The organism is Tsukamurella pulmonis, from assembly GCF_900103175.1.
GTDB classification, from domain to species: Bacteria; Actinomycetota; Actinomycetes; order Mycobacteriales; family Mycobacteriaceae; genus Tsukamurella; species Tsukamurella pulmonis.
This window is the reverse complement of record NZ_FNLF01000002.1, coordinates 4,263,426-4,282,873: the sequence shown is the minus strand read 5'-3', so window position 1 is coordinate 4,282,873 and position 19,448 is coordinate 4,263,426. Positions and strand designations below refer to the sequence as shown.

Sequence of the window (19,448 nt, the reverse complement as noted above, 5' to 3'; positions counted from 1 at the left end):
GTCAGGTCGTTGAGAGGCACCGAACCAGGATACCGGCTCTATTTCAACAGTTCGTCCACGTAGCACCAGCGCCACGACTCACCGGACTGGAAACTCCGGATCACCGGATGGTTGGTCTGCTCGTAGTGCGCCGTCGCATGCTTGCCCTCCGAGGAGTCGCAGCAGCCGACGTGTCCGCAGCTCAGGCACAGTCGCAGCGCGACCGGATCATGCCCCTCCGCCACGCACTCGAGGCAGGTCTCGCTGAGCGCCACCGGGTCGGCGACCTCGTCGGAGACCCGGATGTGGGCACACTCGTCCTGGGCCCACGGAGGAGTGAGGAGTTCGGCCACGGCGATCCTCTCACTGCGGACGGCGGACACCTCGAGCATCGCCTCTTCGACGTCGAAGGTGGAGAGCACCTGCTCGAGGACCTCGTGATCGCCCTGCCCCGCGTCGCGCATGCGCAGCACCTCGGCGCGTTCGGCGTCGATCATCTGCAGGCGGACGGCGCGCAGCTGCGCCGCGGGCGTGTTCGCCGCGTCCGGGCCGAGCCGCTCCCAGAACGCTCGCTCGCGGCTGATGGTGTGCTCGCGCACACCGTCGAGCACGGTGGCCGGGACGGTGTTCTCCGGGCTGGCGGCGATCTCGTCGAGGCGCGCGAGGCCCGCGTTGAGGGCGGCCCGCATGACGACGGCCTGCTGCAGGGCGTCGGTGCGTGCGTTGGGCCCCTGCACGCGGAGCAGCTTCGCCAGCGCGGGCAGCGTCGACCCCTGGATCAGGAGGCTGCCCGCCACCACGACCATCGCGGCGAAGACCAGGACCTCGCGGTCGGGGAAGTCGAACGGGAGGATGAACGCCGCCGCGAGCGTGACCACACCGCGCATGCCGGCCCAGGACAGCACGGCCGTCTCGCCCGGGCTCAGGCGCTCGCTCGCGTCGTCGACCTTGATCGCGATCAGCGCCGACGGGGCGCACCACACGATCCGCGCGAGGATCACGGTGAGCATCACGGCGACGCAGGTGGTGATGATCAGCGGCCAGCCGATGGGCGACTGGTCGGCGCCCTCGAAGATCGTGCGCATCTGCAGGCCGATCAACAGGAAGACGGCGTTCTCCAGGAGGAACTGGACGGTGTTCCAGTTGATGCGCGCCGACATCCGGCCGACGGCCGTCTGATCCGTGGGCGCCTTGTACGCGACGATGAGCCCCGCGACGACCGTCGCCACCACGCCCGAGGCGTGGATGTGCTCGGCGGGCAGGTAGGCGATCCACGGGCTGATCAGGCTGATGCCGGTGGTGAGCACCGGGTCGGTGAGCCGGCGCAGCGCGAACCGGATCAGCAGCGCGGCGAGGCCGCCGACGAGCACGCCGCCGATCGCGCTCAGCGCGAACGAGCCCAGGACCTGCCAGAAGCCGATGGTCCCCGCGACCGCGGCGATGGCCGTGCGGAGCAGCACGATCGACGTGGCGTCGTTGAACAGCGACTCGCCCTCGAGCAGCGTCGTGACCCGGCGCGGTAGGCCGATGCGGCGGCCCACGGCGGTCGCGGCCACGGCGTCCGGCGGCCCGACGATGGCGCCGAGCGCCAGGCCCGCGGCGAACGGGATGTCGAGCAGGTAGGAGGTCACCACGCCCACGGCGCCGGCGGTGAACAGCACCAGCCCGACCGACAGCATCCCGATCGGGCGGATGTTCTCCTTGAAGTCGACGAGCGAGGCCTTCGACGCAGCGGCGTAGAGCAGCGGCGGCAGGAGGCCGAGCAGCACCACGTCGGGGTTGAGCGGCACCTCGGGGACGGCCGGGATGAACGAGGCGCCGATACCGACCACCGTCAGCACCAGCGGCGCGGCCAGACCGAGACGGTCGCAGAAAGCACTGACCACGAGAACCGTGGCCACGAGGGCTACCAGCCCAACAGCGAGCTCCATGGGCGATAGTCTTGCACCTGGAAACGCCGAACCGCTCAGGAGGACAGACATGCCCATCGCAACCCCCGAGGCCTACCGGGAGATGCTGGACCGCGCTCGCGAGGGCGGTTACGCCTACCCGGCGATCAACTGCACGTCGAGCGAGACGATCAATGCCGCGATCAAGGGGTTCGCCGACGCGGGCAGTGACGGCATCATCCAGTTCTCGACGGGCGGTTCGGAGTTCGGTTCCGGCCTGGGCGTCAAGGACATGGTCGTCGGCGCGGTCGCGCTCGCCGAGTTCGCGCACGTCGTGGCGGCCCAGTACGACGTGACCGTCGCGCTGCACACCGACCACTGCCCGAAGGACAAGCTGGACACCTACGTGCGGCCGCTGCTCGCGATCTCGCAGGAGCGCGTCGACAACGGGCAGAACCCGCTGTTCCAGTCGCACATGTGGGACGGCTCGGCGGTGCCGCTGGAGGAGAACCTGGAGATCGCGCAGGAGCTGCTGGCCAAGTCGAAGGCCGCCAACATCATCCTGGAGATCGAGATCGGCGTGGTCGGCGGCGAGGAGGACGGCGTCGAGAACGAGATCAACGACAAGCTGTTCACCTCCGACGAGGACTTCGCGAAGACCGTCGACGCGCTGGGCACGGACGGTTACCTGCTGGCCGCCACGTTCGGCAACGTCCACGGCGTCTACAAGCCGGGCAACGTCAAGCTGCGCCCGACCGTCCTGCGCGACGGCCAGGCCGTGGCCGCGAAGAAGCTGGGCCTGCCCGAGGGCAGCAAGCCGTTCGAGTTCGTCTTCCACGGCGGTTCGGGTTCGCTCAAGAGCGAGATCGAGGAGTCGCTGAGCTACGGCGTGGTGAAGATGAACGTCGACACCGATACCCAGTACGCCTTCACCCGCCCCGTCGCGGGCCATATGTTCAGCAACTACGACGGCGTCCTGAAGATCGACGGCGAGGTCGGCAACAAGAAGACCTACGATCCGCGCGCCTACCTGAAGAAGGCCGAGACCTCGATGGCCGAGCGTGTCGTCGAGGCCTGCAACGACCTGCACTCCGCCGGCAAGTCGATCAGCGCGAAGTAGCTAGGCGAGGGCCAGTCCGAGCAGGACGGCCAGCACGAGCACGATCATGGCCGCGGCCGCCGCCCATTCCGGGCCGGTGAGCCGCGGCCGTGTGCGTTGCGGGGCCGGCGCTGCGGCGGGTGCGGCCGGGGCCTCCGGTGCCTGCGGAGCGGGGGCGGCCGGGGCCGCGGCGCGCGGCGGTGCGGGACGGGCCTGCGGTGCCCGCCGGGCCTGCGCCGCCCGCGCGGGCGGCGCGGCCGGACGGTGCGGGTGCGGGTGCGGGGTGTGCGGGCGCGGCGCCATCCGGTGCGGGGCCGCGGCCGGCGGCGTGGCCGACCGACGGGGCGGCGCCACCCGGCCCGCGCCGCGCGCGATCCGGTCGGTGCGGGGCGTGGGCGGGTCCGGGACCTCGGAGTACGCGAGCTTGGGCTCCGACGGTGCCGATCGCGCCCGGTCCGCCGCGGGCGCGGCCGGATCGGGGCGACCCGGGAGCCCGGGGTTGCGGAGCGTGGGCTCCTCCGACGGGCCGCTCATCGTCCGCCGACGCGGGTGCACACCTTCCAGGTGTCCGCGTCCTTCTCGAGGGTGAGCGTGTTGCGCACCTTCGCGCTCGGCTTGTTCGCGTAGTGCACCTCGACCTGGACCTCCGCCTTGTCGTCGCGCACGTCGATCGCCTGCAGCCCGTCGAGTTCGGGGAGCAGCCCGTCGGCCTTGGCGTTGCCGTGGACGCGCTGCCACTGCGCCTCGTCCATCCGGTCGTAGTACGCCTTGGCGCCGCCGCAGGTCTGCTGGCGCAGCGCGGCCAGATCGCCGCGGCCCACCGCGTCGATGAAGGAGGTGGTCGCGTTCGCGGCCTGCTGCCGCGGGTCCTGCGACGATTCCGAACTCGACTTGGGTACCAGCAGCGCGATCGCGGCGACGATGACCACCGCGATCACCGCGGCCGCGGCGATCCACAGCACGCGGCGGTTCTTGGGCGGAGCGTCGGCACCGTTCGCCGGCGCGAAGTAGGCCGGCGACTGCCGGGGCGCGATCTCCTGGGGCGCGGTCTCCGCCCAGGCGGGGTCGGGCGTCGCCGACGTCTCGGCCGGCGGCGTCGCGGTCCCGGGCGCGGTCTCGCCGGGCGCCGGCTCCGCCGGAGCGGACTTCGCCAGCGGCGCGAGGGGGAGCACCTCGGTCGCGGGGGTCGCGTCGGGCAGCTCGGTGTCGATCGTCGCCTGGTCCGGCCGCGCGACGGGGATCGCCGTGGTCTCGGCCTCGGTCTCCTCGGCGGTAGGAGTCTGGCTGTCGGCGGTGTCCTCCGCCTCCTCGTCCGGCGCGCTCTGCTCGGCGTCGTCCGTGGTCGCCTCGGCGTCCGGGGCGTCGGTCCGGACCGGTCCGACGGTGCGCAGCGGCGACGCCGCAGCGGCGCCCTCGGCCTCAGTGCCCTCGGCCTCGTCGGCTTCCGTTTCGGCGGCTTCGGCCGATGCATCGTCGGCCGGCTCGTCGTCGGCCTCGGCCGGCTCGCCGTCCTGGTCCGCGCCGTCGGCCGCTGCCGGTGCGGTGTCGTCCGCGTCATCGCCCGGGACGTCCTCATCGCCCTGGACATCCTCGGCGGCGCTGTCGTCGTCGGCGGCCGCGTCCTCCGCGTCCGTCTGCTCGTCCTCCGCGGGTGCGTCGCCGTGGGTCTCGGGCTCGTCGGCGTCGTCACCGTCGTCGGCCTGCGCCGCGTCGTCCGCGGTCGCGGCCGCGTCGGAGTCCGCGTCGGCGGCACCCGCCGCTGCCGCCACCGCCGCTACTCCGGCGGCACCGGTGATCCCCGCAGCGACGGCGCCTGCGCCCGCGGTGTCCTCCGCATCCGTCGCCTCGGCCTCGTTGTCAGCCTCGGCGGCGGCCTCGGCCTCGGCGGCGGGTTCGGGGTCTGTGGTCCCGTCCTCGACGTTGTCCGCGGCGGCGTCGGTGTCCGGCTCCGCGGTGTCCTCGGCATCGGAGTCGGCCAGGCCCTCGGCCTCGTCGGTCGTGTCGTCCGCCTCGTCGGACTCGGCGTCCGCGGTCTCCTCCGTGGTGTGCGGCACGGCGAAAGCGGTGGTCTCGGCGTCGCTGGGGCGCTGGACCACCGGGAGTACCTCGGTCTCGGCGTCGGCGCCCTCGGCGGCGGGGGAGGTGGTCACTACCGGCCCCACGGTGCGCAGCGGCGACGCCGCAGCCGCGGCCCCGGTCTCCGCGGCGTCGGTCTCGGCGGCGTCGGTCTCGGCGGCGTCGGTCTCGGCGGCCTCGGGCTCGCTCGGCTCCTCGTCGGAGTCCTCCTCCGCCGCAGCCGCCTCGTCGGAATCTTCCTCCGCCGCAGCCGCTTCGTCGGCGGTCTCCTCCGCGGCGGTCTCGTCCGCATCGGTCTCAGCGGAACCGGCATCGTCGTCCGGGGCGGACGCGTCGTCCTCGCCCTCGGCGTCCCCCTCGTCCTCGTCCTGCGCGGCCTTCTCGTCGACGAGCGCGCGACCGGCGGCGGGCAGCACCCGCGTCTCCGCGTCCGACGGCGAGGCGGGTGCCGACGACGAGTCGCCGGAGGACGGCGCACCGTCGACCGGGATGGCGGTGGTCTCGGCCTCGCCCGGCGTGGGGGTGGGCGCTGCGTCCTGGACGAGCTGCGCGAGGGAGTCCGACCGCGAGGGGGTCACGGCGTCGGCGGGGGCGCTGCCGAGCGAGCCGGCGGTGTCCTCGTGCTCGTGCAGCGGTGCCGCGGGCCACGACGCGAGGCGTCCGCGCAGGTCCCGCAGTCGCGACAGTGGTCCCCGGTGGTCATCCCGCGCCATCGCTTCCGCCATCCCCTCGATCGTGTTCGGTTCCTCCTCCGCGGCGGCGTGCCACACGCGGAACACCTGACACCCTAGCGGGCGCGCACCCGCGGGGACCGGCGCGTTGTCCGGCCGCGCACGTCCTTCCTCCTTCGCCCCGCACTGCGTGGGACACTGGACCGATGACGTCCTTCGGAGATCTCCTCAGCCCGCCCCCGGTCCTGCTCGACATCGACGAAGAGCCGGAACTGCAACTGAACCAGGGCCGCCCGGCGGCCGAGGTCGCCGCGGACACCCCCACCTCGTCGCTGGCGTGGGCCGTCCTGGCGGAGTCCGCGCTCGAGGCCGATCAGGCGGTCACCGCCTACGCCTACGCCCGCACCGGCTACCACCGCGGCCTGGACCAGCTGCGCCGCCAGGGCTGGCGCGGATTCGGCCCGGTGCCCTACAGCCACGAGAACAACCGCGGATTCCTGCGGGCCGTGGCCGCCCTCGCGCGCGCCGCGAAGTCGATCGGCGAAGAGGACGAGTACCTCCGCTGCCTGGACCTGTTGAACGACTGTGACCCCGAAGCCGCCGGCGCTCTCGGACTCGGCGCGTAGCCGCATCGTCCGGCGGCACAATGCGCTGCCGCAGGTGATCCAGAGCCGCACCAAGCGGCTCTGGAACACCAAACTGCCGATCCTGCAGTGCGCCGTCGCCGCCGGGGTCGCCTGGTACATCGCGAACGACGTGATCGGCCACGTCTCGCCGTTCTTCGCCCCGATCGCCGCGATCATCTCGCTCGGCCTGTCCCTGCAGCAGCGGCTGCGCCGCTCGCTCGAGCTGGTCGGCGGCGTCACCGTCGGGATCGGCGTGGGCGATCTGCTGATCTCGGTGATCGGCACCGGCCCGTGGCAGCTGGCCCTCGTGGTGGCGATCGCCATGGCCGTCGCCGTGCTCGCCGACCGCGGCCCGCTCGTGCCGATGCAGGCGGCCTCGTCGGCGGTGCTGGTGGCGACGCTGATCCCGCCCGGTTCGACGGGCGGCTGGACCCGCATGCTCGACGCGCTCATCGGCGGCCTCGTCGGTGTGGTGGTCGCCGCTCTCATCCCGAACAACCCCGCCCGCCGGCCCCGCAAGGACGCCGCGAAGGTGCTCGACACCATGCGCCGCGTCGTCGCGTCGGTCGCGGCGGGGCTGACCGACCGCGACATCTCCTCGCTCGAATGGGCCCTGGAGACGGCGCGCGCCACCCAGCCGGACCTCGATCAGCTCGCCAGTGACCTCGCCGGCGGCGTGGAGATCGCGCGGGTCTCCCCGCTGTTCTGGAGCGCGCGCGGGCGCATGGACCGGCTGCAGGCGATCGCGGACCCGCTCGACAACGCGGTGCGCAACGTGCGCGTGCTGGCCCGGCGCGCGCTCGCCTCGAACCAGGACGGCGAACGGATCGATCCGGCGCTGGTGCGGGAGGTGGGCAAGCTCGCCGACGTCTTCAAGATCATGCGCGACGTGGTGCTCGCCGAGCCGGGGACGCAGCCCGATCAGGCCGAGGCCGCGCGGGTGCTGCGCTCGGCCGCGCGGCGGGTCAACGCGCTGCCGCTGCACGATCAGATCTCCGAGGGCGAGTCGCTCAACGAGGTGATGATCTACGGGCAGCTGCGCTCGACGATCGTCGACCTCCTGCAGGTCGCGGGTCTCTCGCGCACCTCGGCCGTCGCGCAGATGCACGACGTGCCCCACCCCCGGCGTCCGCTGCCGGCGGAGCCGGCCGCGGAACCGACGGCCGATCCGGCGCCGAAGGCCGAAGGGCTCAGCTGATCAGCAGCCAGTCGTCGGTGTTGCGGTAGAACGTCGCGCGGGTCACCACGGTCGGGTCGGTGCGGCCGTCGCGGGTCACGACGAGTTCGAGCCCGCCGGTCTGCGCGGCGCGACCGGACAGCCACCGTCGGCGCATGCCCTTCGCGAGGCGGGCGCGGACCCCGGCCCCCTCGCCGGTCGGTTCGACGATGACGGCCTTCGCCTGCCCGGTGAAGAGCTTCTCCGAGTCGACGAAGGTCTCGCCGGTGAGCGGCCCGCCGTCGGGGCCGGTCACCTTCGCCTTGCCGACGAGGACGAAGCCGCGGTCGTCGCGGATCAGGGGCACCGCGCGCGGGGTGCCGGTGAGCGGATCGCCCGGCGGGTAGATGGCCGCGGCGTGCGAGTTCTCGGTGGGCGCGTAGGCCACCTCCACGTCGAGCCGCTCCGTTGCCATGAGCCGGGCGATCACCGCCGCCAGCAACTGATCGGGTCCCGCGACCACGATCCGCTTCGGGAACGTCAGCTTCTGCTTCAGTTCCGACTTCACGGAGTCGAGGTCGACGGTCACGGTCTCGAGGTCACGGAGGCTGCCCGGGATACGGACGTCGGGGGCGCGCACTACGACGGTGCTCTGGGTCACGGAGCTCACCGCACCTACTGTAAGGTTGCGGCACGGCTCGACGTTATCCAGGGGAATCCATCGAGGTGAGTTTCGGGCCGGAAGGAGATCGTCCATGCCTGCGATCGTGCTGATCGGCGCCCAGTGGGGCGATGAAGGTAAGGGAAAGGCCACCGATCTGCTGGGGGAGAAGCTCCAGTGGGTGGTGCGCTACCAGGGCGGCAACAACGCCGGCCACACCGTCGTCCTCCCGAACGGCGACAAATTCGCACTGCACCTCATCCCGTCGGGCATCCTGACCCCGGGCGTGAAGAACGTCATCGGCAACGGCGTCGTGGTGGACCCGTCGGTCCTGCTCGCCGAGCTCGACGGCCTCGAGGCGCGCGACGTCGACACGTCGAACCTGCTGCTCTCGGCCGACGCGCACCTGCTCATGCCGTATCACGTGGCGATCGACAAGGTCACCGAGCGCTTCCTCGGCAACAAGAAGATCGGCACCACCGGCCGGGGCATCGGCCCCTGCTACCAGGACAAGATCGCCCGCGTCGGCGTGCGTGCGCAGGACGTGCTGGACGAGTCGATCCTCACTCAGAAGGTCGAGGCGGCACTGGAGTTCAAGAACCAGGTGCTCACCAAGATCTACAACCGCCGCGCGCTCGACCCGCGCCAGGTGGTCGACGAGACGCTGGAGCTGGCGGAGAGCTTCAAGCACCGCATCGCCGACACCCGGCTCGAGCTCAACCTCGCGCTGGAGCGCGGTGAGACCGTGCTGCTGGAGGGCTCGCAGGGCACCCTGCTCGACGTCGACCACGGCACCTACCCGTACGTCACCTCGTCGAACCCCACGTCGGGCGGCGCATCGGTGGGCGCGGGCATCGGCCCCACCCGCATCACGACGGTGCTGGGCATTCTCAAGGCGTACACCACCCGCGTCGGCTCGGGCCCGTTCCCGACGGAGCTCTTCGACGAGTGGGGCGAGTACCTCGCCAAGCACGGCGGCGAGGTGGGCGTGACCACCGGCCGCGCGCGCCGCTGCGGCTGGTTCGACGCCGTGATCGCCCGCTACGCGACCCGCGTGAACGGCATCACCGACTACTTCCTCACCAAGCTGGACGTGCTCAGCTCCATCGAGAACGTGCCGATCTGCGTGGCCTACGAGATCGACGGCGTGCGGTACGACGAGATGCCGCCCAACCAGACCGATTTCCATCACGCGAAGCCGATCTTCGAGACGATGCCCGGCTGGTGGGAGGACATCTCCGGCTGCCGCACCTTCGAGGACCTGCCGAAGAACGCGCAGGACTACGTGCTGCGGCTCGAGGAGCTCTCGGGCGCGCACATCTCGTGCATCGGCGTCGGCCCCGGCCGCGACGAGACGATCGTCCGCCGCGCCATCGTCTGATCCGGGCCCGCCCGGTCGCTTAGGGGGCCGGCGCCGGCGTCGGGGTCGACGGTGTGCCGCTCGGGTCCGCCGTGGTGCGCCCCGCCGTCGGCTCCGACGGGTCCAGGCCCGGCGGACGCATCCGCTCCGCACGGCCGCCCTCGCGGTGCAGCTCGAAGAGGCGTGCCTGCGCGCCGTGCCCGCCCGGGCCCGTGCGCTCCATCGCGTGTCCGCCGCGGTGGTCGCCGAGCTCGGAGACCCAGTAGCCGGCGGTGAAGCTCACGCCGCTGAAGCCGATGAGCCCGAAGACGATCGCCCCGATCAGCAGCTTCCGCGACGGTCCACCCGACGGAGCCGCGGCTGGCGCGGGAGCTGCGGGCGGCGGCCCGGTCGGTGCCGCCTCGACGACGGGTGGGATCGGCGCGGTGGGCGGCTGCGCGGCGGCCGGTTGCGGGTCGGTGGGCTGCGGGTCGGTGGGCTCGGGCATCGGATTCTCGCTTCGGTCGGTGCGGTCACCGTGACCGCGCTGACTCCGACGATGTGCGCACTTCCTGCGGATCGGCTGGGAGCGCGCTGCCGAACACCCCCGGACCGGCCGGCTGCCCGCTCGTTCCACGGGCCTCAGCCGGGCCTTTCGTTCGTAGCACCCATGCGTCGCACGCATGGCCGGCCGCGACGGCGCGCACGGCCCTCGCGCATCCGACCGCGCGACCGGGCCTCGTCAGCGCAGCGTCGGGTCCTGCGCGCGGACGGCGGCGACCTCGTCCATCGACGGTGCGTAGGCCCCGGCGCGGCCGACGGTCAGCGCGGAGGTGATGACGGCGCGGTGCAGCGCGGGCTGCACGTCGCTCCACTGCGCGGCCCGGAGCCGTCGGGCGGCGTAGCGCGAGCCGAGGTACCCGGCGTCGAGCAGCCCGGACACGAGGCCGGCCATGAAGGAGTCGCCGGCGCCGACGGTGTCGCCCACCTCGACGGTCAGCTGGTCGACGTGCAGCATGTCCCGGTTCCCCGCGAGCAGCGCGTACGCGCCCCACGGCCCGCGGGTGAGCACCACCATCGCGGGCCCGGCAGCGATCCACCGGCGCATCACGTCCTCGACGGGCTCGCCGGGGTACAGCCATGCGACGTCCTCGTCGCTGGCCTTGACCACGTCGGCCATCGCGATCATCTCGGTCACCCGCGGCAGTACCTGCGCGGGCGTCCCCATCAGGGCGGGCCGGATGTTCGGGTCGTAGGAGACGGTGGCGTGCTCGCGGATTCGGGCGGCCACGTCGCGCACGCCGTCGGCGCCCGGGGCGAGCGTCGCGGCGAAGCTGCCGGTGTGCAGGTGGCCGTAGCGCTCCAGGGAGTCGACCGCCGGCACCTCCCAGGTGAGGTCGAATTCGTAGCTCGCGCGACCGTCCGCGTCGACGTGCGCGTACGCGAGCGGCGTGTTCGCGGCGCCGTCGGTGCCGGGCACCACCTCGACCCCGGCCCGCGTCGCCGTCTCGGCGATGCGCGCTCCCCGCACGTCGCGGCCCCACCAGGACAGGATCGACGTCGGATCGCCCAGCGCCGCCAGCCCGCACGCGACGTTGAACAGGCTCCCGCCCACGTGCTCACTCGGCTCGGCACCGTCGCGAAGCACGACGTCGACGAGGGCCTCGCCCAGGCACAGAGTGCGGTCGGTCATCTCAACGTCCCTTCGGCTCCGGGAGTTCGGAGCGGGTGCCGTCCGCGAGTCCCAGTCTGGATTCCATCTCCTCGAGCGGGATGCCCTTGGTCTCCGGCATCACCCGGATCACCCAGATCAGCTGACCGAGCATCGCCACGAAGAATATGGAGAAGGCTACGCCGCCGCCGAGCGCGCCGATGATGGGTGGGAAGGCGAAGGTGGTGATCGCCGCGAACACCCAGTGCGTGAAGCTGCCCAGCGCCTGGCCGCGGCCGCGGATGCGGTTGGGGAAGATCTCCGAGATGAACACCCAGATCACCGCGCCCTGGCCGAACGCGTGCGATGCGATGAAGACCATGAGCCCGACCAGCACCAGCACCGACGACGTCCCGTCGAAGCGGCCCTCGTAGACGAACATGACCACGGCGAGGAAGCCCAGCGAGAGCAGGTACCCGACGGATCCGACGAGCATCAGCCGACGCCGCCCCAGTCGATCGATCACGGTCAGCGCCGCCATCGTCGCGACCAGGTTCATCACGCCCACCGCGATCGACATCAGGTACGAGGCGTTGGTGCTGGCGCCGGCGTCCTCGATCACGCGCGGCGCGTAGTAGAGGATCGCGTTGATCCCGGAGAGCTGGTTGAAGAAGGCGATCGCGACGGCCAGCATGATCACCCTGCGGTGCCGCCGGGTGAAGAACTTCACGCCCTGCGCCTCGGACTCGGCGGCGAGCGATTCCTCGATCTCCGCCATCTGGGCGTTCGACTCCTCGATCGTCGCGCACAGCCGTTCGGAGACCGCCCGCGCCTCTGCGCTCCGACGGTGCGCCGCCAGCCACCGGGGCGTCTCGGGCACCGTCGCGAGCAGGACGAGGAAGAGCACCGACGGGACCACCATCACGCCGAGCATCCAGCGCCACGCGTGCGGCCCGTCGTCGACGGCGCGGATGACCGCGTTCGAGGCGTACGCGACGAGGATGCCGAGCACGATGTTGAACTGCACCAGCCCGACGAGCCGCCCGCGGTGCTTCGGCGGGGAGATCTCCGCGGTGTAGATCGGCGCGCACACGCTGGAGGCGCCGACTCCGAGGCCGCCGATGAACCGGAACAGCATGAGCAGCTCGACGTTCGGCGCGAACGCGGAGCCCAGCGCGCCCACCACGTACAGCACGCCGATGACGGTCAGCGCCTTCTTGCGGCCGAACCGGTCGGCGGGGCGCCCCGCGACCAGCGCGCCGATGATGGTGCCGATGAGCGCCGTCGTCACGACGAACCCCAGCGCGGCGTCGCCGAGCCCGAACCGGTCCTGGATCTGTTTCTCCGCGCCGGAGATGACGGCCGTGTCGAAGCCGAAGATGAGGCCGCCCAGTGACGCGACCACGGCGCTGCGGATCACCAGTGGTTTCATGCACCGAACATAGGCACCGCCCCGATGGGTCCGTGCGATAACGAACGAAACGCAGAGCAACGGCGACCGATCGGGCATCGTCGGGTCGGCAGCCGCACCGCGCGGCGCGGCGTTTGCCAGAATGGTGCCATGACGAACCTCAGCGAGACCGGCGGCAACCCCCGGATCGGCACGGCGCTCACCCCCGGTGCCACGAAGGCGCTGATGCTGGGTTCGGGCGAGCTGGGCAAGGAGGTGGTGATCGCCTTCCAGCGCCTCGGCGTCGAGACGATCGCCGTCGACCGGTACGCGAACGCGCCCGCGATGCAGGTCGCGCACCGTAGCCACGTCATCGACATGACCGACGCCGCCGAGGTCCGTCGCGTCATCGAGGAGGAGAAGCCCGACTTCGTCGTCCCCGAGATCGAGGCGCTCGCCACCGACGCCCTGGTCGCGATCGACGAGGAGGGCCTCGCCGAGGTCATCCCCACCGCGCGCGCCGTCTCCCTGACGATGAACCGCGAGGGCATCCGCAAGCTCGCCGCCGAGGAGCTGGGCCTGCCCTGCTCGCCGTACGGTTTCGCCTCCTCGCTCGACGAGGTGCGCGCCGCGGCCCGCGAGGTCGGCTTCCCGTGCGTGATCAAGCCGGTCATGTCGAGTTCGGGCAAGGGCCAATCGGTGGTGCGCTCGATCGAGGAGCTCGACGGTGCCTGGGAGTACGCCGTGGAGGGCGCCCGCGTCCGCAACGAGCGGGTCATCGTCGAGGGGTTCGTCGACTTCGACTACGAGATCACGCTGCTCACCGTGCGCGTCTACGACGCCGAGCGCGGCAAGGTCGTCACCCGCTTCTGCGAGCCCATCGGGCACCGGCAGTCCGACGGTGACTACGTCGAGTCCTGGCAGCCGCAGGCGATGAGCCAGGCCGCCTACGACGCCGCGACGTCGGTCGCGGGCCGCATCACCACCGCCCTCGGCGACGGCGGCACCGGCGGCCGCGGCGTCTTCGGGGTGGAGCTGTTCGTCAAGGGCGATGACGTCTACTTCTCCGAGGTCTCCCCGCGCCCGCACGACACCGGCCTGGTGACGCTGGGCTCGCAGCGGCTCTCCGAGTTCGAGCTGCACGCCCGCGCGATCCTCGGCCTGCCCGTGGACACCTCGCTGATGTCGCCCGCGGCGTCCGCGGTGATCTACGGCAGCAAGGACAGCAGCTCCGTCGCGTTCGACAGCGTGGGCCGCGCGCTCGACGTGCCCGAGAGCGACCTGCGCCTGTTCGGCAAGCCCGAGGGCTACGCCAAGCGACGGCTCGGCGTGGCGGTCGCGACCGCCGACACCGTCGAGGTGGCGCGGGCCAACGCCGCGGAGGCGGCGGCCCGGGTGGTCGTCGTCGACAGCGCCGACCCCCTCCAGCAGGGCGCGCCCGAGACCACCGCGGTGCCGATCCAGCGGCCGCAGCAGCCCGAGGACCTGTCCACCCGCGCCATGCCGGTGCAGCGCCCGGCGCAGCCCGGCCCGCCTCAGCCCGCTCCCGGCCAGCCCGGCTCCGGTCCGTCCGGCTCCGTTCCGTCCGGCTCCGGTCCGTCCGGTGCGGCCCAGCCCGCGCCGCAACAGGGGCCGGCGGGCCAGGCGCCCCAGGGACCGCCCGCGCAGCCCGCCCCGCAGGGACCGCCGCCGCGGCCCGCGCAACCCGCTCCCGGCCAGCAGCCGCCGGTGCCGCCCGCGCCCCCGACCGCGGCCTCGCCGGTCGTGCCGCCGCAGCAGGCCTCCCGGGTCTCGCCGCCCCCGTCGAGCCCGCCCCAGCAGGCCCCGGGCGAGCCCATCCCGCCGACGAGCATGCACCCCGTCGCCGCGCGCCGGCCCGCGCCGCCCCGCCCGATCCAGCCCGCCCCGCGGCCGGCCACCGGCGAGCACGCGACCCGTCCGAAGCCGCCGGCCGCGCCGGAGACGGAGGAGTACGACCACAACCCCGCCACCTCGATCAACCTGCCTCCCCAGCGACCCGAGTAGGAGTCGCCACGTGCGTCGTCGTGCGCGTGTGCCCGGTTGATCAGGTGGAGGCGATCTCGGGCCGGACGGCGAGGTATCGGGCGAGCGCGACCGTCGCGACGAGTCCGGCGACGACGATGCCCGCGACGGCGAGGAAGGTCGGCGTGGTCGTGGTGAATCCGCGTACCGAGGCCACGGCGACACCACCGATCGCGCACAGTGCCGCACCAGCGGGCAGGAGTAGCGCGAGGCGGCGCATCGTCGACGTGGCGTGCGGATCTTCGAAGCCGTGCAGGGCGGCGCCGACGCTGACCAGCGCGCACAGGTAGCCGAGTAGGGCGCCGGAGGCGTAGAAGGCGAGAGCGAAAGCCGGTCGGCCCGGATCCAGCGTGTCGGACCAGCCCCGGAAGGCGCCGTGGAGCGTGGCGAGGACGAGGGATGTTCCCGTGAGGATGCCGAGGATGGCGGCTGGGACGACCAGGGCGAGTCGAAGTGCGCGGCCGGACATCTCGCGCGCGTGTGCCCAGCTGCGGAGAGTGCGACGCGAATCGTCTCCGAGGATCGCGCTCGGTTCGACGCCGTCGGCTTGAGCGCCCGTCAGTTCGACCGACAGCTCCTCGTGCAACTGCTTTCGATCGCGACGGAGCACGCCTGCGCGCCGCCATGTCCGCTCCGCCGTGCGGTGTATCGCGCGATGCTCGGGCGTCGGTGCCATCGTCGTGGTCATGCGAACTCCGTTTCCGAGGGAATGGGGGCGCTGGACTGCAGTAATGCGGTGACGCTCGCTGCGACGTCGAGCCAGTCGGCGGTCCCCTGCGCGAGGGTTTCGGCTCCTGCCGGGCTCAGGGAGTAGTACTTGCGCGGCGGCCCCGAGGGCGAGGGGCGGACCTCGGTGGTGACGAGGCCCGCCTTCTCCAGCCGCGCGAGAAGCGGGTAGGTCGAGCCGCCGGAGACCTGCAGGTTCTGTTCGGCGAGCCGCTGGGTGAGCTCGTATCCGTAGACCGGTCTCTCGCGGAGGAGCGAGAGCATGCACAGATCGAGCACGCCGCGAAGGACGAGGCTGCGCCGTTCGACATCTCCCATGCTGAGCATGCTAGCTCCGGCTAGCTTGTTGAGCAACCTACCGTTCCGATGGTGGACCGAACCGCGCGAAGGCGTCCACCCAGTCCGCGGTGCGCAGGTCGCGGGGGAGTGCGGTGGCGCGCCCGACGGCCCACCGGCGCGCTTCCGCCCGACGGTGTCGCGGCGCGATCCCGGCGAGGATCTCGGGAATGCCGCGGCCGCGGCCGGTGAAGACCGCGTGCACGAATCCGGCGTACTCGCGCCGGCGCGCGAGCGGTACGAGGGGTTCGCTCCGACGCCTGATCGTGAGCAGTCCCGCGTCGACGGACGGGCGAGGTGCGAAGGCGGAGGCGGGGATTCGACGGGCGAGCCCGAACTCGTACCAGGACGACCACTGCGCGGTCATCATCGTGGAGCCGCCGATTCCGGCCCGTCGCCGCGCGACCTCCCACTGCACGATGAGGATGGCGTCGGTCCAGTGCGGTGCGTGCAGCAGCCTGCGCAGCACCGCCGTAGTGAGGTGGAACGGCAGATTCCCCACCACCGCATGCGGTCCGGCGGGCAGACGGTGCCGTAGGAAGTCGTCGTGCACCACCGTCGCCGCGGGAAGGCGACGGCGCAGGCGCCGGACGTGCTCGCCGTCGATCTCGACGGCGGTGAGCGGCCTGCCGAGGCGGAGCAGCGGCTCGGTCAATGCGCCTGCGCCGGGGCCGATCTCGACGATCGGCCCGCCGGTCCGGCGGGTGAGGTCGACCACCGCGTCGATCGCGGTGCGGTCGGTGAGGAAGTTCTGGCCGTGCTCATGACGGCCGCCACGGTGAGTGGGCATGAAGGGAGTTCTCCGGGTCGGGATCACCCGGGCAGCATGGGTCGCCGCCCAGCGGAAGGATGCTGGGGCGGTGAAGCCGAGAAGGCGTGGGAGGCTTCGCCGCCGCTAGATGCGGCCGCGATCCACTACTGCCGCCGCTGCTGCGGCTGCTGCCGAAGAACTCATGGGATGCACCCTAGGCCGTCCCGCGGCCGGGCGCCACGGAGTTATCCGCGCTGGAGCCAGTAGGCCTGCGACTTGATCCGGTCCTTCGTCAGGCCGAAGTCGCGCTTGGCGGCCTTGGTGATCTCGCGCGTCGCCTTGGTCTCGGCGGCGACGAAAAGAAATGCCTCCGAGGCGATCCCGGCGTCGATCACAGTGGAGACGAGCGTCGAGCCCCGGCCCTCGCGCGGCACCCAGGTGACGGTCTCGGACTGCACGGGCAGCTCCCGCTCCGCGTCGTGCTGGTACTCGAGGAACACCCGGCACGGCGCGGCGGCGGTGCCGAGGATGCTGTTGATGGCGGGGATCGAGGCGGCGTCCCCCACGAGCACGTACTCCGACGGTGCCGGATCCTCCGGGACCGTCAGGTCTGCGCCCATCATGGCCGCGGCGATCCGGTCGCCCGGCGCGGCGTCGAGCGCCCAGCGCGGTGCGGGACCGTCGTGCATGGCGAACTCGATGCTGAACTCCGAGCCCTCCGGCGCGACGATGGTGTAACCGCGCTGCACGAGCGTGCCCTCGTCCTCGTCGGTGGTGGCGGTGCCGCTCTTGGGCACCCACAGTCGCACCCACATGGTCGGGAACCACGGGTTCTCCTGCAGGAAGTCGCCACCGTCGAACCGGATGCGGTGGTAGTGCTCGTTGACGGCCTCCGTCCCGAGCACCGTGAACACGTAGTCGTCCGCCCGCATCGCCTTGAGGATCAGGCCGGTCACTCCTCTACCCATGCAGCTGAGGCTACCCTAAATAGTTGCGGCCGCCTACATACGTGGTGTGCGCCACCGACTCGTCCGCGTCGACGGCGGACGCGATCGGCCGACAATCCCATGTCGGTGCGCTCGGATACCTAGGATGTTGCGCATGCAGAATCGGACGAAGAGTGCCTCGCGCGGAATGTTCGCCGCGGTCGTCGTGGCCCTGTCGGTGCCGGGCCTCACGGGAGTCGGTGCAGCGGTGGCGGATCCGACGGAACGCGAGTGCCGGATGTTCGAGACCAAGCCCGGCCACGAGTGCAGGTTCGGCGAGTGGCGCGTCGACACCTCGCCGCCGCGCGCGGGGAAGTCCTGCTCGTTCGGGGAGAGTGCACGGAGCCGCGATCTGGAGTGCGTCGCCGGGCGGTGGCAGGAGGTGGAGGCCGACTCCTCCGCAGATCGTCGCGCGGGCGAACGGTGCACCACCGTCGGTGCGACGCGAGTCGGGGTCGGCGGAATGCTGACGTGCCGTCACGGCGCCCGCGGCTTCACCTGGGAGTGAACCGGCGCGTCCCGAATTTCGGGTTCTGCTTGCGTTCGCGGCAAGAGTTGGCCGCGCGGCTTCGTAGAACCCGACGTTCGGACCGCAATTGGAATCATCGTGAGCGAAAAGTGCCGCCGCCCCGAAAAATCGGGACGGCGGCACCGTCGTACTAGGGCTCGGGACTAGTCCTGCTGGACCTTGCCCGGCTCCGAGGCGGCGAGCATGTCGCCGCGCTCGACGACCTTCACGCGCTCGCGGCCCTCGGCCTCGCCCAGGCTGCGCTCGTGCTCGTCGAGGCGGTACCAGCCGTCCCAGGTGGTGTACGGGGTCTCGTGCTCGTCGAGCCAGTTCGTGACGCCCTCGGTGGACGGGTCCGACGGGGCGTTGAGCTTGCCCGCGTGGAAGTCCTCGAGCAGGCACGCGATGGTCTCGTTGGCGTCGCCCTTGGTGTGGCCGATGAGGCCGACGGGGCCGCGCTTGATCCAGCCCGTGGTGTACACACCCTGGATGTGCTGACCTGCGTCGATGACGCGGCCGGCCTCGTTCGGGATGACGCCGGCCTGGTCGTCGAAGGGGATCTCCGGCAGGTCGTTGGAGAGGTAGCCGACGGCGCGGTAGACGGCGCCGATCTCCCAGTCGGTGAACTTGCCCGTGCCGCGCACGTTGCCGGTGCCGTCGAGCTCGGTGCGCTCGGTGCGCAGGCCCGTGACCTTGCCGTTCTCGCCCAGGATCTCCACCGGCGACTCGAAGAGGTGGATGAACAGCTTGTGCGGGCGGTTGTTGGGCTCGCGGATCGCGTAGTTCTCGAGGATCGTGGCGACCTGGTCGGTGATCTTCGACTCGCGGCGGGCCTTGGCCGAGCCCTCGTCGTACTCGATGTCCTCGGGGCTCACCACGACCTCGATGGTCTGCGAGTGGTCGAGCTCCTTGAGCTCGAGCGGGGTGAACTTGACCTGCGCGGGACCGCGGCGGCCGAAGACGTGCACCTCCTTGGCCTTGTTGAGCTTGAGGCCCTCGTAGACGTTCGGCGGGATCTCCGTCGGGAGCAGCTCGTCGGCGGTCTTGGCCAGCACGCGTGCCACGTCGAGGCCGACGTTGCCGACGCCCAGGACGGCGACCTTCTCCTCGGTCAGCGGCCACTCGCGGGAGAAGTCCGGGTGCCCGTCATACCAGGCCACGAACTCGGCGGCGCCGTAGCTGCCGTCCAGGTCGATGCCGGGGATCTCCAGGTTGCGGTCCGCGACGGCGCCGGTGGAGAAGATCACCGCGTCGTAGTGGCGGCGCACGTCCTCGAGGGTGAAGTCCTTGCCGAAATCGAGGTTGCCGAGCAGGCGGACCTGCGGCTTGTCGAGCACCTTGTGCAGCGCGGTGATGATGCCCTTGATCCGCGGGTGATCAGGCGCGACGCCGTACCGGATCAGGCCGAACGGGGCGGGCATCTTCTCGAAGAGATCGATGCTGACGCCGGGGTCCTTCGCCTCGTCGGACTTCATGAGGGCGTCGGCCGCATAGATGCCTGCGGGGCCCGCGCCCACGATCGCGACGCGCAACGGGCGGTTCTGTTCGGTCATGTGAAGTC

18 protein-coding genes are annotated in these 19,448 nt (G+C 71.8%); 6 read left to right on the top strand and 12 right to left on the bottom strand.

From position 1 onward, the window contains the following. Positions 1-38: 38 nt before the first annotated feature. A complete protein-coding gene (locus BLQ62_RS21175) occupies positions 39-1,910 on the bottom strand; it encodes a Na+/H+ antiporter (RefSeq protein ID WP_068531214.1) in 1,872 nt (623 codons plus the stop codon). Between the two features lie 49 nt (positions 1,911-1,959). Here BLQ62_RS21175 and fbaA point away from each other — a divergent pair, with 49 nt between their 5' ends. After that, positions 1,960-2,988, top strand: a complete 1,029-nt coding sequence (fbaA, locus tag BLQ62_RS21170; RefSeq protein ID WP_068531217.1) for a class II fructose-bisphosphate aldolase — start codon at positions 1,960-1,962, stop codon at positions 2,986-2,988. Here fbaA and BLQ62_RS21165 read toward each other — a convergent pair whose 3' ends face one another. Next, entirely contained in the window at positions 2,989-3,501 is a 513-nt protein-coding gene (locus BLQ62_RS21165; protein ID WP_115391312.1) for a hypothetical protein, read from the bottom strand. It abuts the gene before it with no gap. After that, the gene (locus tag BLQ62_RS21160) at positions 3,498-5,822 is read right to left on the bottom strand and encodes an Rv0361 family membrane protein (protein ID WP_068564154.1); all 2,325 of its coding nucleotides are present in this window, start codon (positions 5,820-5,822) and stop codon (positions 3,498-3,500) included. Before BLQ62_RS21160 ends, BLQ62_RS21165 begins: the two co-directional genes overlap by 4 nt. 98 nt (positions 5,823-5,920) lie before the next feature. Here BLQ62_RS21160 and BLQ62_RS21155 point away from each other — a divergent pair, with 98 nt between their 5' ends. Beyond that, positions 5,921-6,340, top strand: coding sequence for a DUF3151 domain-containing protein (locus BLQ62_RS21155; RefSeq protein WP_068564156.1), 420 nt, complete (start codon positions 5,921-5,923; stop codon positions 6,338-6,340). Between the two features lie 34 nt (positions 6,341-6,374). After that, positions 6,375-7,538: an FUSC family protein gene (locus BLQ62_RS21150; protein ID WP_231857531.1), complete on the top strand. Its 1,164-nt coding sequence runs from the start codon at positions 6,375-6,377 to the stop codon at positions 7,536-7,538. On the opposite strand, the gene BLQ62_RS21145 is transcribed toward BLQ62_RS21150, so the two are convergent. Further along, positions 7,531-8,166, bottom strand: a complete 636-nt coding sequence (locus BLQ62_RS21145) for a hypothetical protein (protein ID WP_068564157.1) — start codon at positions 8,164-8,166, stop codon at positions 7,531-7,533. The genes BLQ62_RS21150 and BLQ62_RS21145 overlap by 8 nt on opposite strands. An 85-nt stretch (positions 8,167-8,251) precedes the next feature. Here BLQ62_RS21145 and BLQ62_RS21140 point away from each other — a divergent pair, with 85 nt between their 5' ends. Further along, positions 8,252-9,538 (top strand): adenylosuccinate synthase, encoded by a 1,287-nt coding sequence (locus BLQ62_RS21140; RefSeq protein ID WP_068564159.1) that lies wholly within the window; start codon positions 8,252-8,254, stop codon positions 9,536-9,538. Positions 9,539-9,557: 19 nt separating this feature from the next. Here BLQ62_RS21140 and BLQ62_RS21135 read toward each other — a convergent pair whose 3' ends face one another. The 3 genes from BLQ62_RS21135 to BLQ62_RS21125 all read right to left on the bottom strand — a co-directional run bounded on the left by BLQ62_RS21135 (position 9,558) and on the right by BLQ62_RS21125 (position 12,579). Continuing rightward, on the bottom strand, positions 9,558-10,004 hold the full coding sequence (locus BLQ62_RS21135) for a hypothetical protein (protein WP_068531231.1): 447 nt from the start codon (positions 10,002-10,004) through the stop codon (positions 9,558-9,560). Positions 10,005-10,238: 234 nt separating this feature from the next. Beyond that, positions 10,239-11,189 carry a PfkB family carbohydrate kinase gene (locus tag BLQ62_RS21130; RefSeq protein WP_068564160.1) on the bottom strand — a complete coding sequence of 317 codons (951 nt, stop codon included), beginning with the start codon at positions 11,187-11,189 and terminating at the stop codon, positions 10,239-10,241. 1 nt (position 11,190) lies between these two features. Next, a complete protein-coding gene (locus tag BLQ62_RS21125) occupies positions 11,191-12,579 on the bottom strand; it encodes a sugar porter family MFS transporter (protein WP_068531237.1) in 1,389 nt (462 codons plus the stop codon). A gap of 129 nt (positions 12,580-12,708) precedes the next feature. Here BLQ62_RS21125 and purT point away from each other — a divergent pair, with 129 nt between their 5' ends. Next, the gene (purT, locus tag BLQ62_RS21120; RefSeq protein WP_068564162.1) at positions 12,709-14,562 is read left to right on the top strand and encodes a formate-dependent phosphoribosylglycinamide formyltransferase; all 1,854 of its coding nucleotides are present in this window, start codon (positions 12,709-12,711) and stop codon (positions 14,560-14,562) included. A gap of 40 nt (positions 14,563-14,602) precedes the next feature. Here purT and BLQ62_RS21115 read toward each other — a convergent pair whose 3' ends face one another. The 4 genes from BLQ62_RS21115 to BLQ62_RS21100 all read right to left on the bottom strand — a co-directional run bounded on the left by BLQ62_RS21115 (position 14,603) and on the right by BLQ62_RS21100 (position 17,361). Next, positions 14,603-15,268, bottom strand: a complete 666-nt coding sequence (locus tag BLQ62_RS21115; protein ID WP_139184269.1) for a hypothetical protein — start codon at positions 15,266-15,268, stop codon at positions 14,603-14,605. Further along, positions 15,265-15,624 (bottom strand): PadR family transcriptional regulator, encoded by a 360-nt coding sequence (locus BLQ62_RS21110; protein ID WP_068564666.1) that lies wholly within the window; start codon positions 15,622-15,624, stop codon positions 15,265-15,267. The genes BLQ62_RS21115 and BLQ62_RS21110 overlap by 4 nt, the downstream gene beginning before the upstream one ends. A gap of 37 nt (positions 15,625-15,661) precedes the next feature. Next, positions 15,662-16,432 (bottom strand): 23S ribosomal RNA methyltransferase Erm, encoded by a 771-nt coding sequence (gene erm / locus BLQ62_RS21105; protein WP_068564165.1) that lies wholly within the window; start codon positions 16,430-16,432, stop codon positions 15,662-15,664. A 206-nt stretch (positions 16,433-16,638) separates the two neighbouring features. Further along, positions 16,639-17,361, bottom strand: a complete 723-nt coding sequence (locus BLQ62_RS21100; RefSeq protein WP_068564167.1) for a siderophore-interacting protein — start codon at positions 17,359-17,361, stop codon at positions 16,639-16,641. Between the two features lie 133 nt (positions 17,362-17,494). On the opposite strand from BLQ62_RS21100, the gene BLQ62_RS21095 reads away from it, so the two are divergent. Continuing rightward, complete coding sequence (locus BLQ62_RS21095; protein ID WP_139184268.1) at positions 17,495-17,887, top strand: hypothetical protein; 393 nt, start codon at positions 17,495-17,497, stop codon at positions 17,885-17,887. A 164-nt stretch (positions 17,888-18,051) separates the two neighbouring features. Here BLQ62_RS21095 and BLQ62_RS21090 read toward each other — a convergent pair whose 3' ends face one another. Continuing rightward, positions 18,052-19,440 carry an FAD-dependent oxidoreductase gene (locus BLQ62_RS21090; protein ID WP_068531265.1) on the bottom strand — a complete coding sequence of 463 codons (1,389 nt, stop codon included), beginning with the start codon at positions 19,438-19,440 and terminating at the stop codon, positions 18,052-18,054. Positions 19,441-19,448 lie beyond the last annotated feature (8 nt).

Excerpts from the sequence above, each read along its gene's own strand:
- BLQ62_RS21175 (WP_068531214.1), bottom strand. The coding sequence starts at position 1,910 with ATGGAGCTCGCTGTTGGGCTGGTAGCCCTCGTGGCCACGGTTCTCGTG.
- BLQ62_RS21130 (WP_068564160.1), bottom strand. The coding sequence starts at position 11,189 with ATGACCGACCGCACTCTGTGCCTGGGCGAGGCCCTCGTCGACGTCGTG.
- BLQ62_RS21090 (WP_068531265.1), bottom strand. The coding sequence starts at position 19,440 with ATGACCGAACAGAACCGCCCGTTGCGCGTCGCGATCGTGGGCGCGGGC.
- fbaA (WP_068531217.1), top strand. The coding sequence starts at position 1,960 with ATGCCCATCGCAACCCCCGAGGCCTACCGGGAGATGCTGGACCGCGCT.
- BLQ62_RS21155 (WP_068564156.1), top strand. The coding sequence starts at position 5,921 with ATGACGTCCTTCGGAGATCTCCTCAGCCCGCCCCCGGTCCTGCTCGAC.
- BLQ62_RS21110 (WP_068564666.1), bottom strand. The coding sequence starts at position 15,624 with ATGGGAGATGTCGAACGGCGCAGCCTCGTCCTTCGCGGCGTGCTCGAT.
- erm (WP_068564165.1), bottom strand. The coding sequence starts at position 16,432 with ATGCCCACTCACCGTGGCGGCCGTCATGAGCACGGCCAGAACTTCCTC.
- purT (WP_068564162.1), top strand. The coding sequence starts at position 12,709 with ATGACGAACCTCAGCGAGACCGGCGGCAACCCCCGGATCGGCACGGCG.
- BLQ62_RS21165 (WP_115391312.1), bottom strand. The coding sequence starts at position 3,501 with ATGAGCGGCCCGTCGGAGGAGCCCACGCTCCGCAACCCCGGGCTCCCG.
- BLQ62_RS21115 (WP_139184269.1), bottom strand. The coding sequence starts at position 15,268 with ATGACCACGACGATGGCACCGACGCCCGAGCATCGCGCGATACACCGC.
- BLQ62_RS21100 (WP_068564167.1), bottom strand. The coding sequence starts at position 17,361 with ATGGGTAGAGGAGTGACCGGCCTGATCCTCAAGGCGATGCGGGCGGAC.
- BLQ62_RS21135 (WP_068531231.1), bottom strand. The coding sequence starts at position 10,004 with ATGCCCGAGCCCACCGACCCGCAGCCCACCGACCCGCAACCGGCCGCC.
- BLQ62_RS21125 (WP_068531237.1), bottom strand. The coding sequence starts at position 12,579 with ATGAAACCACTGGTGATCCGCAGCGCCGTGGTCGCGTCACTGGGCGGC.
- BLQ62_RS21095 (WP_139184268.1), top strand. The coding sequence starts at position 17,495 with ATGCAGAATCGGACGAAGAGTGCCTCGCGCGGAATGTTCGCCGCGGTC.
- BLQ62_RS21140 (WP_068564159.1), top strand. The coding sequence starts at position 8,252 with ATGCCTGCGATCGTGCTGATCGGCGCCCAGTGGGGCGATGAAGGTAAG.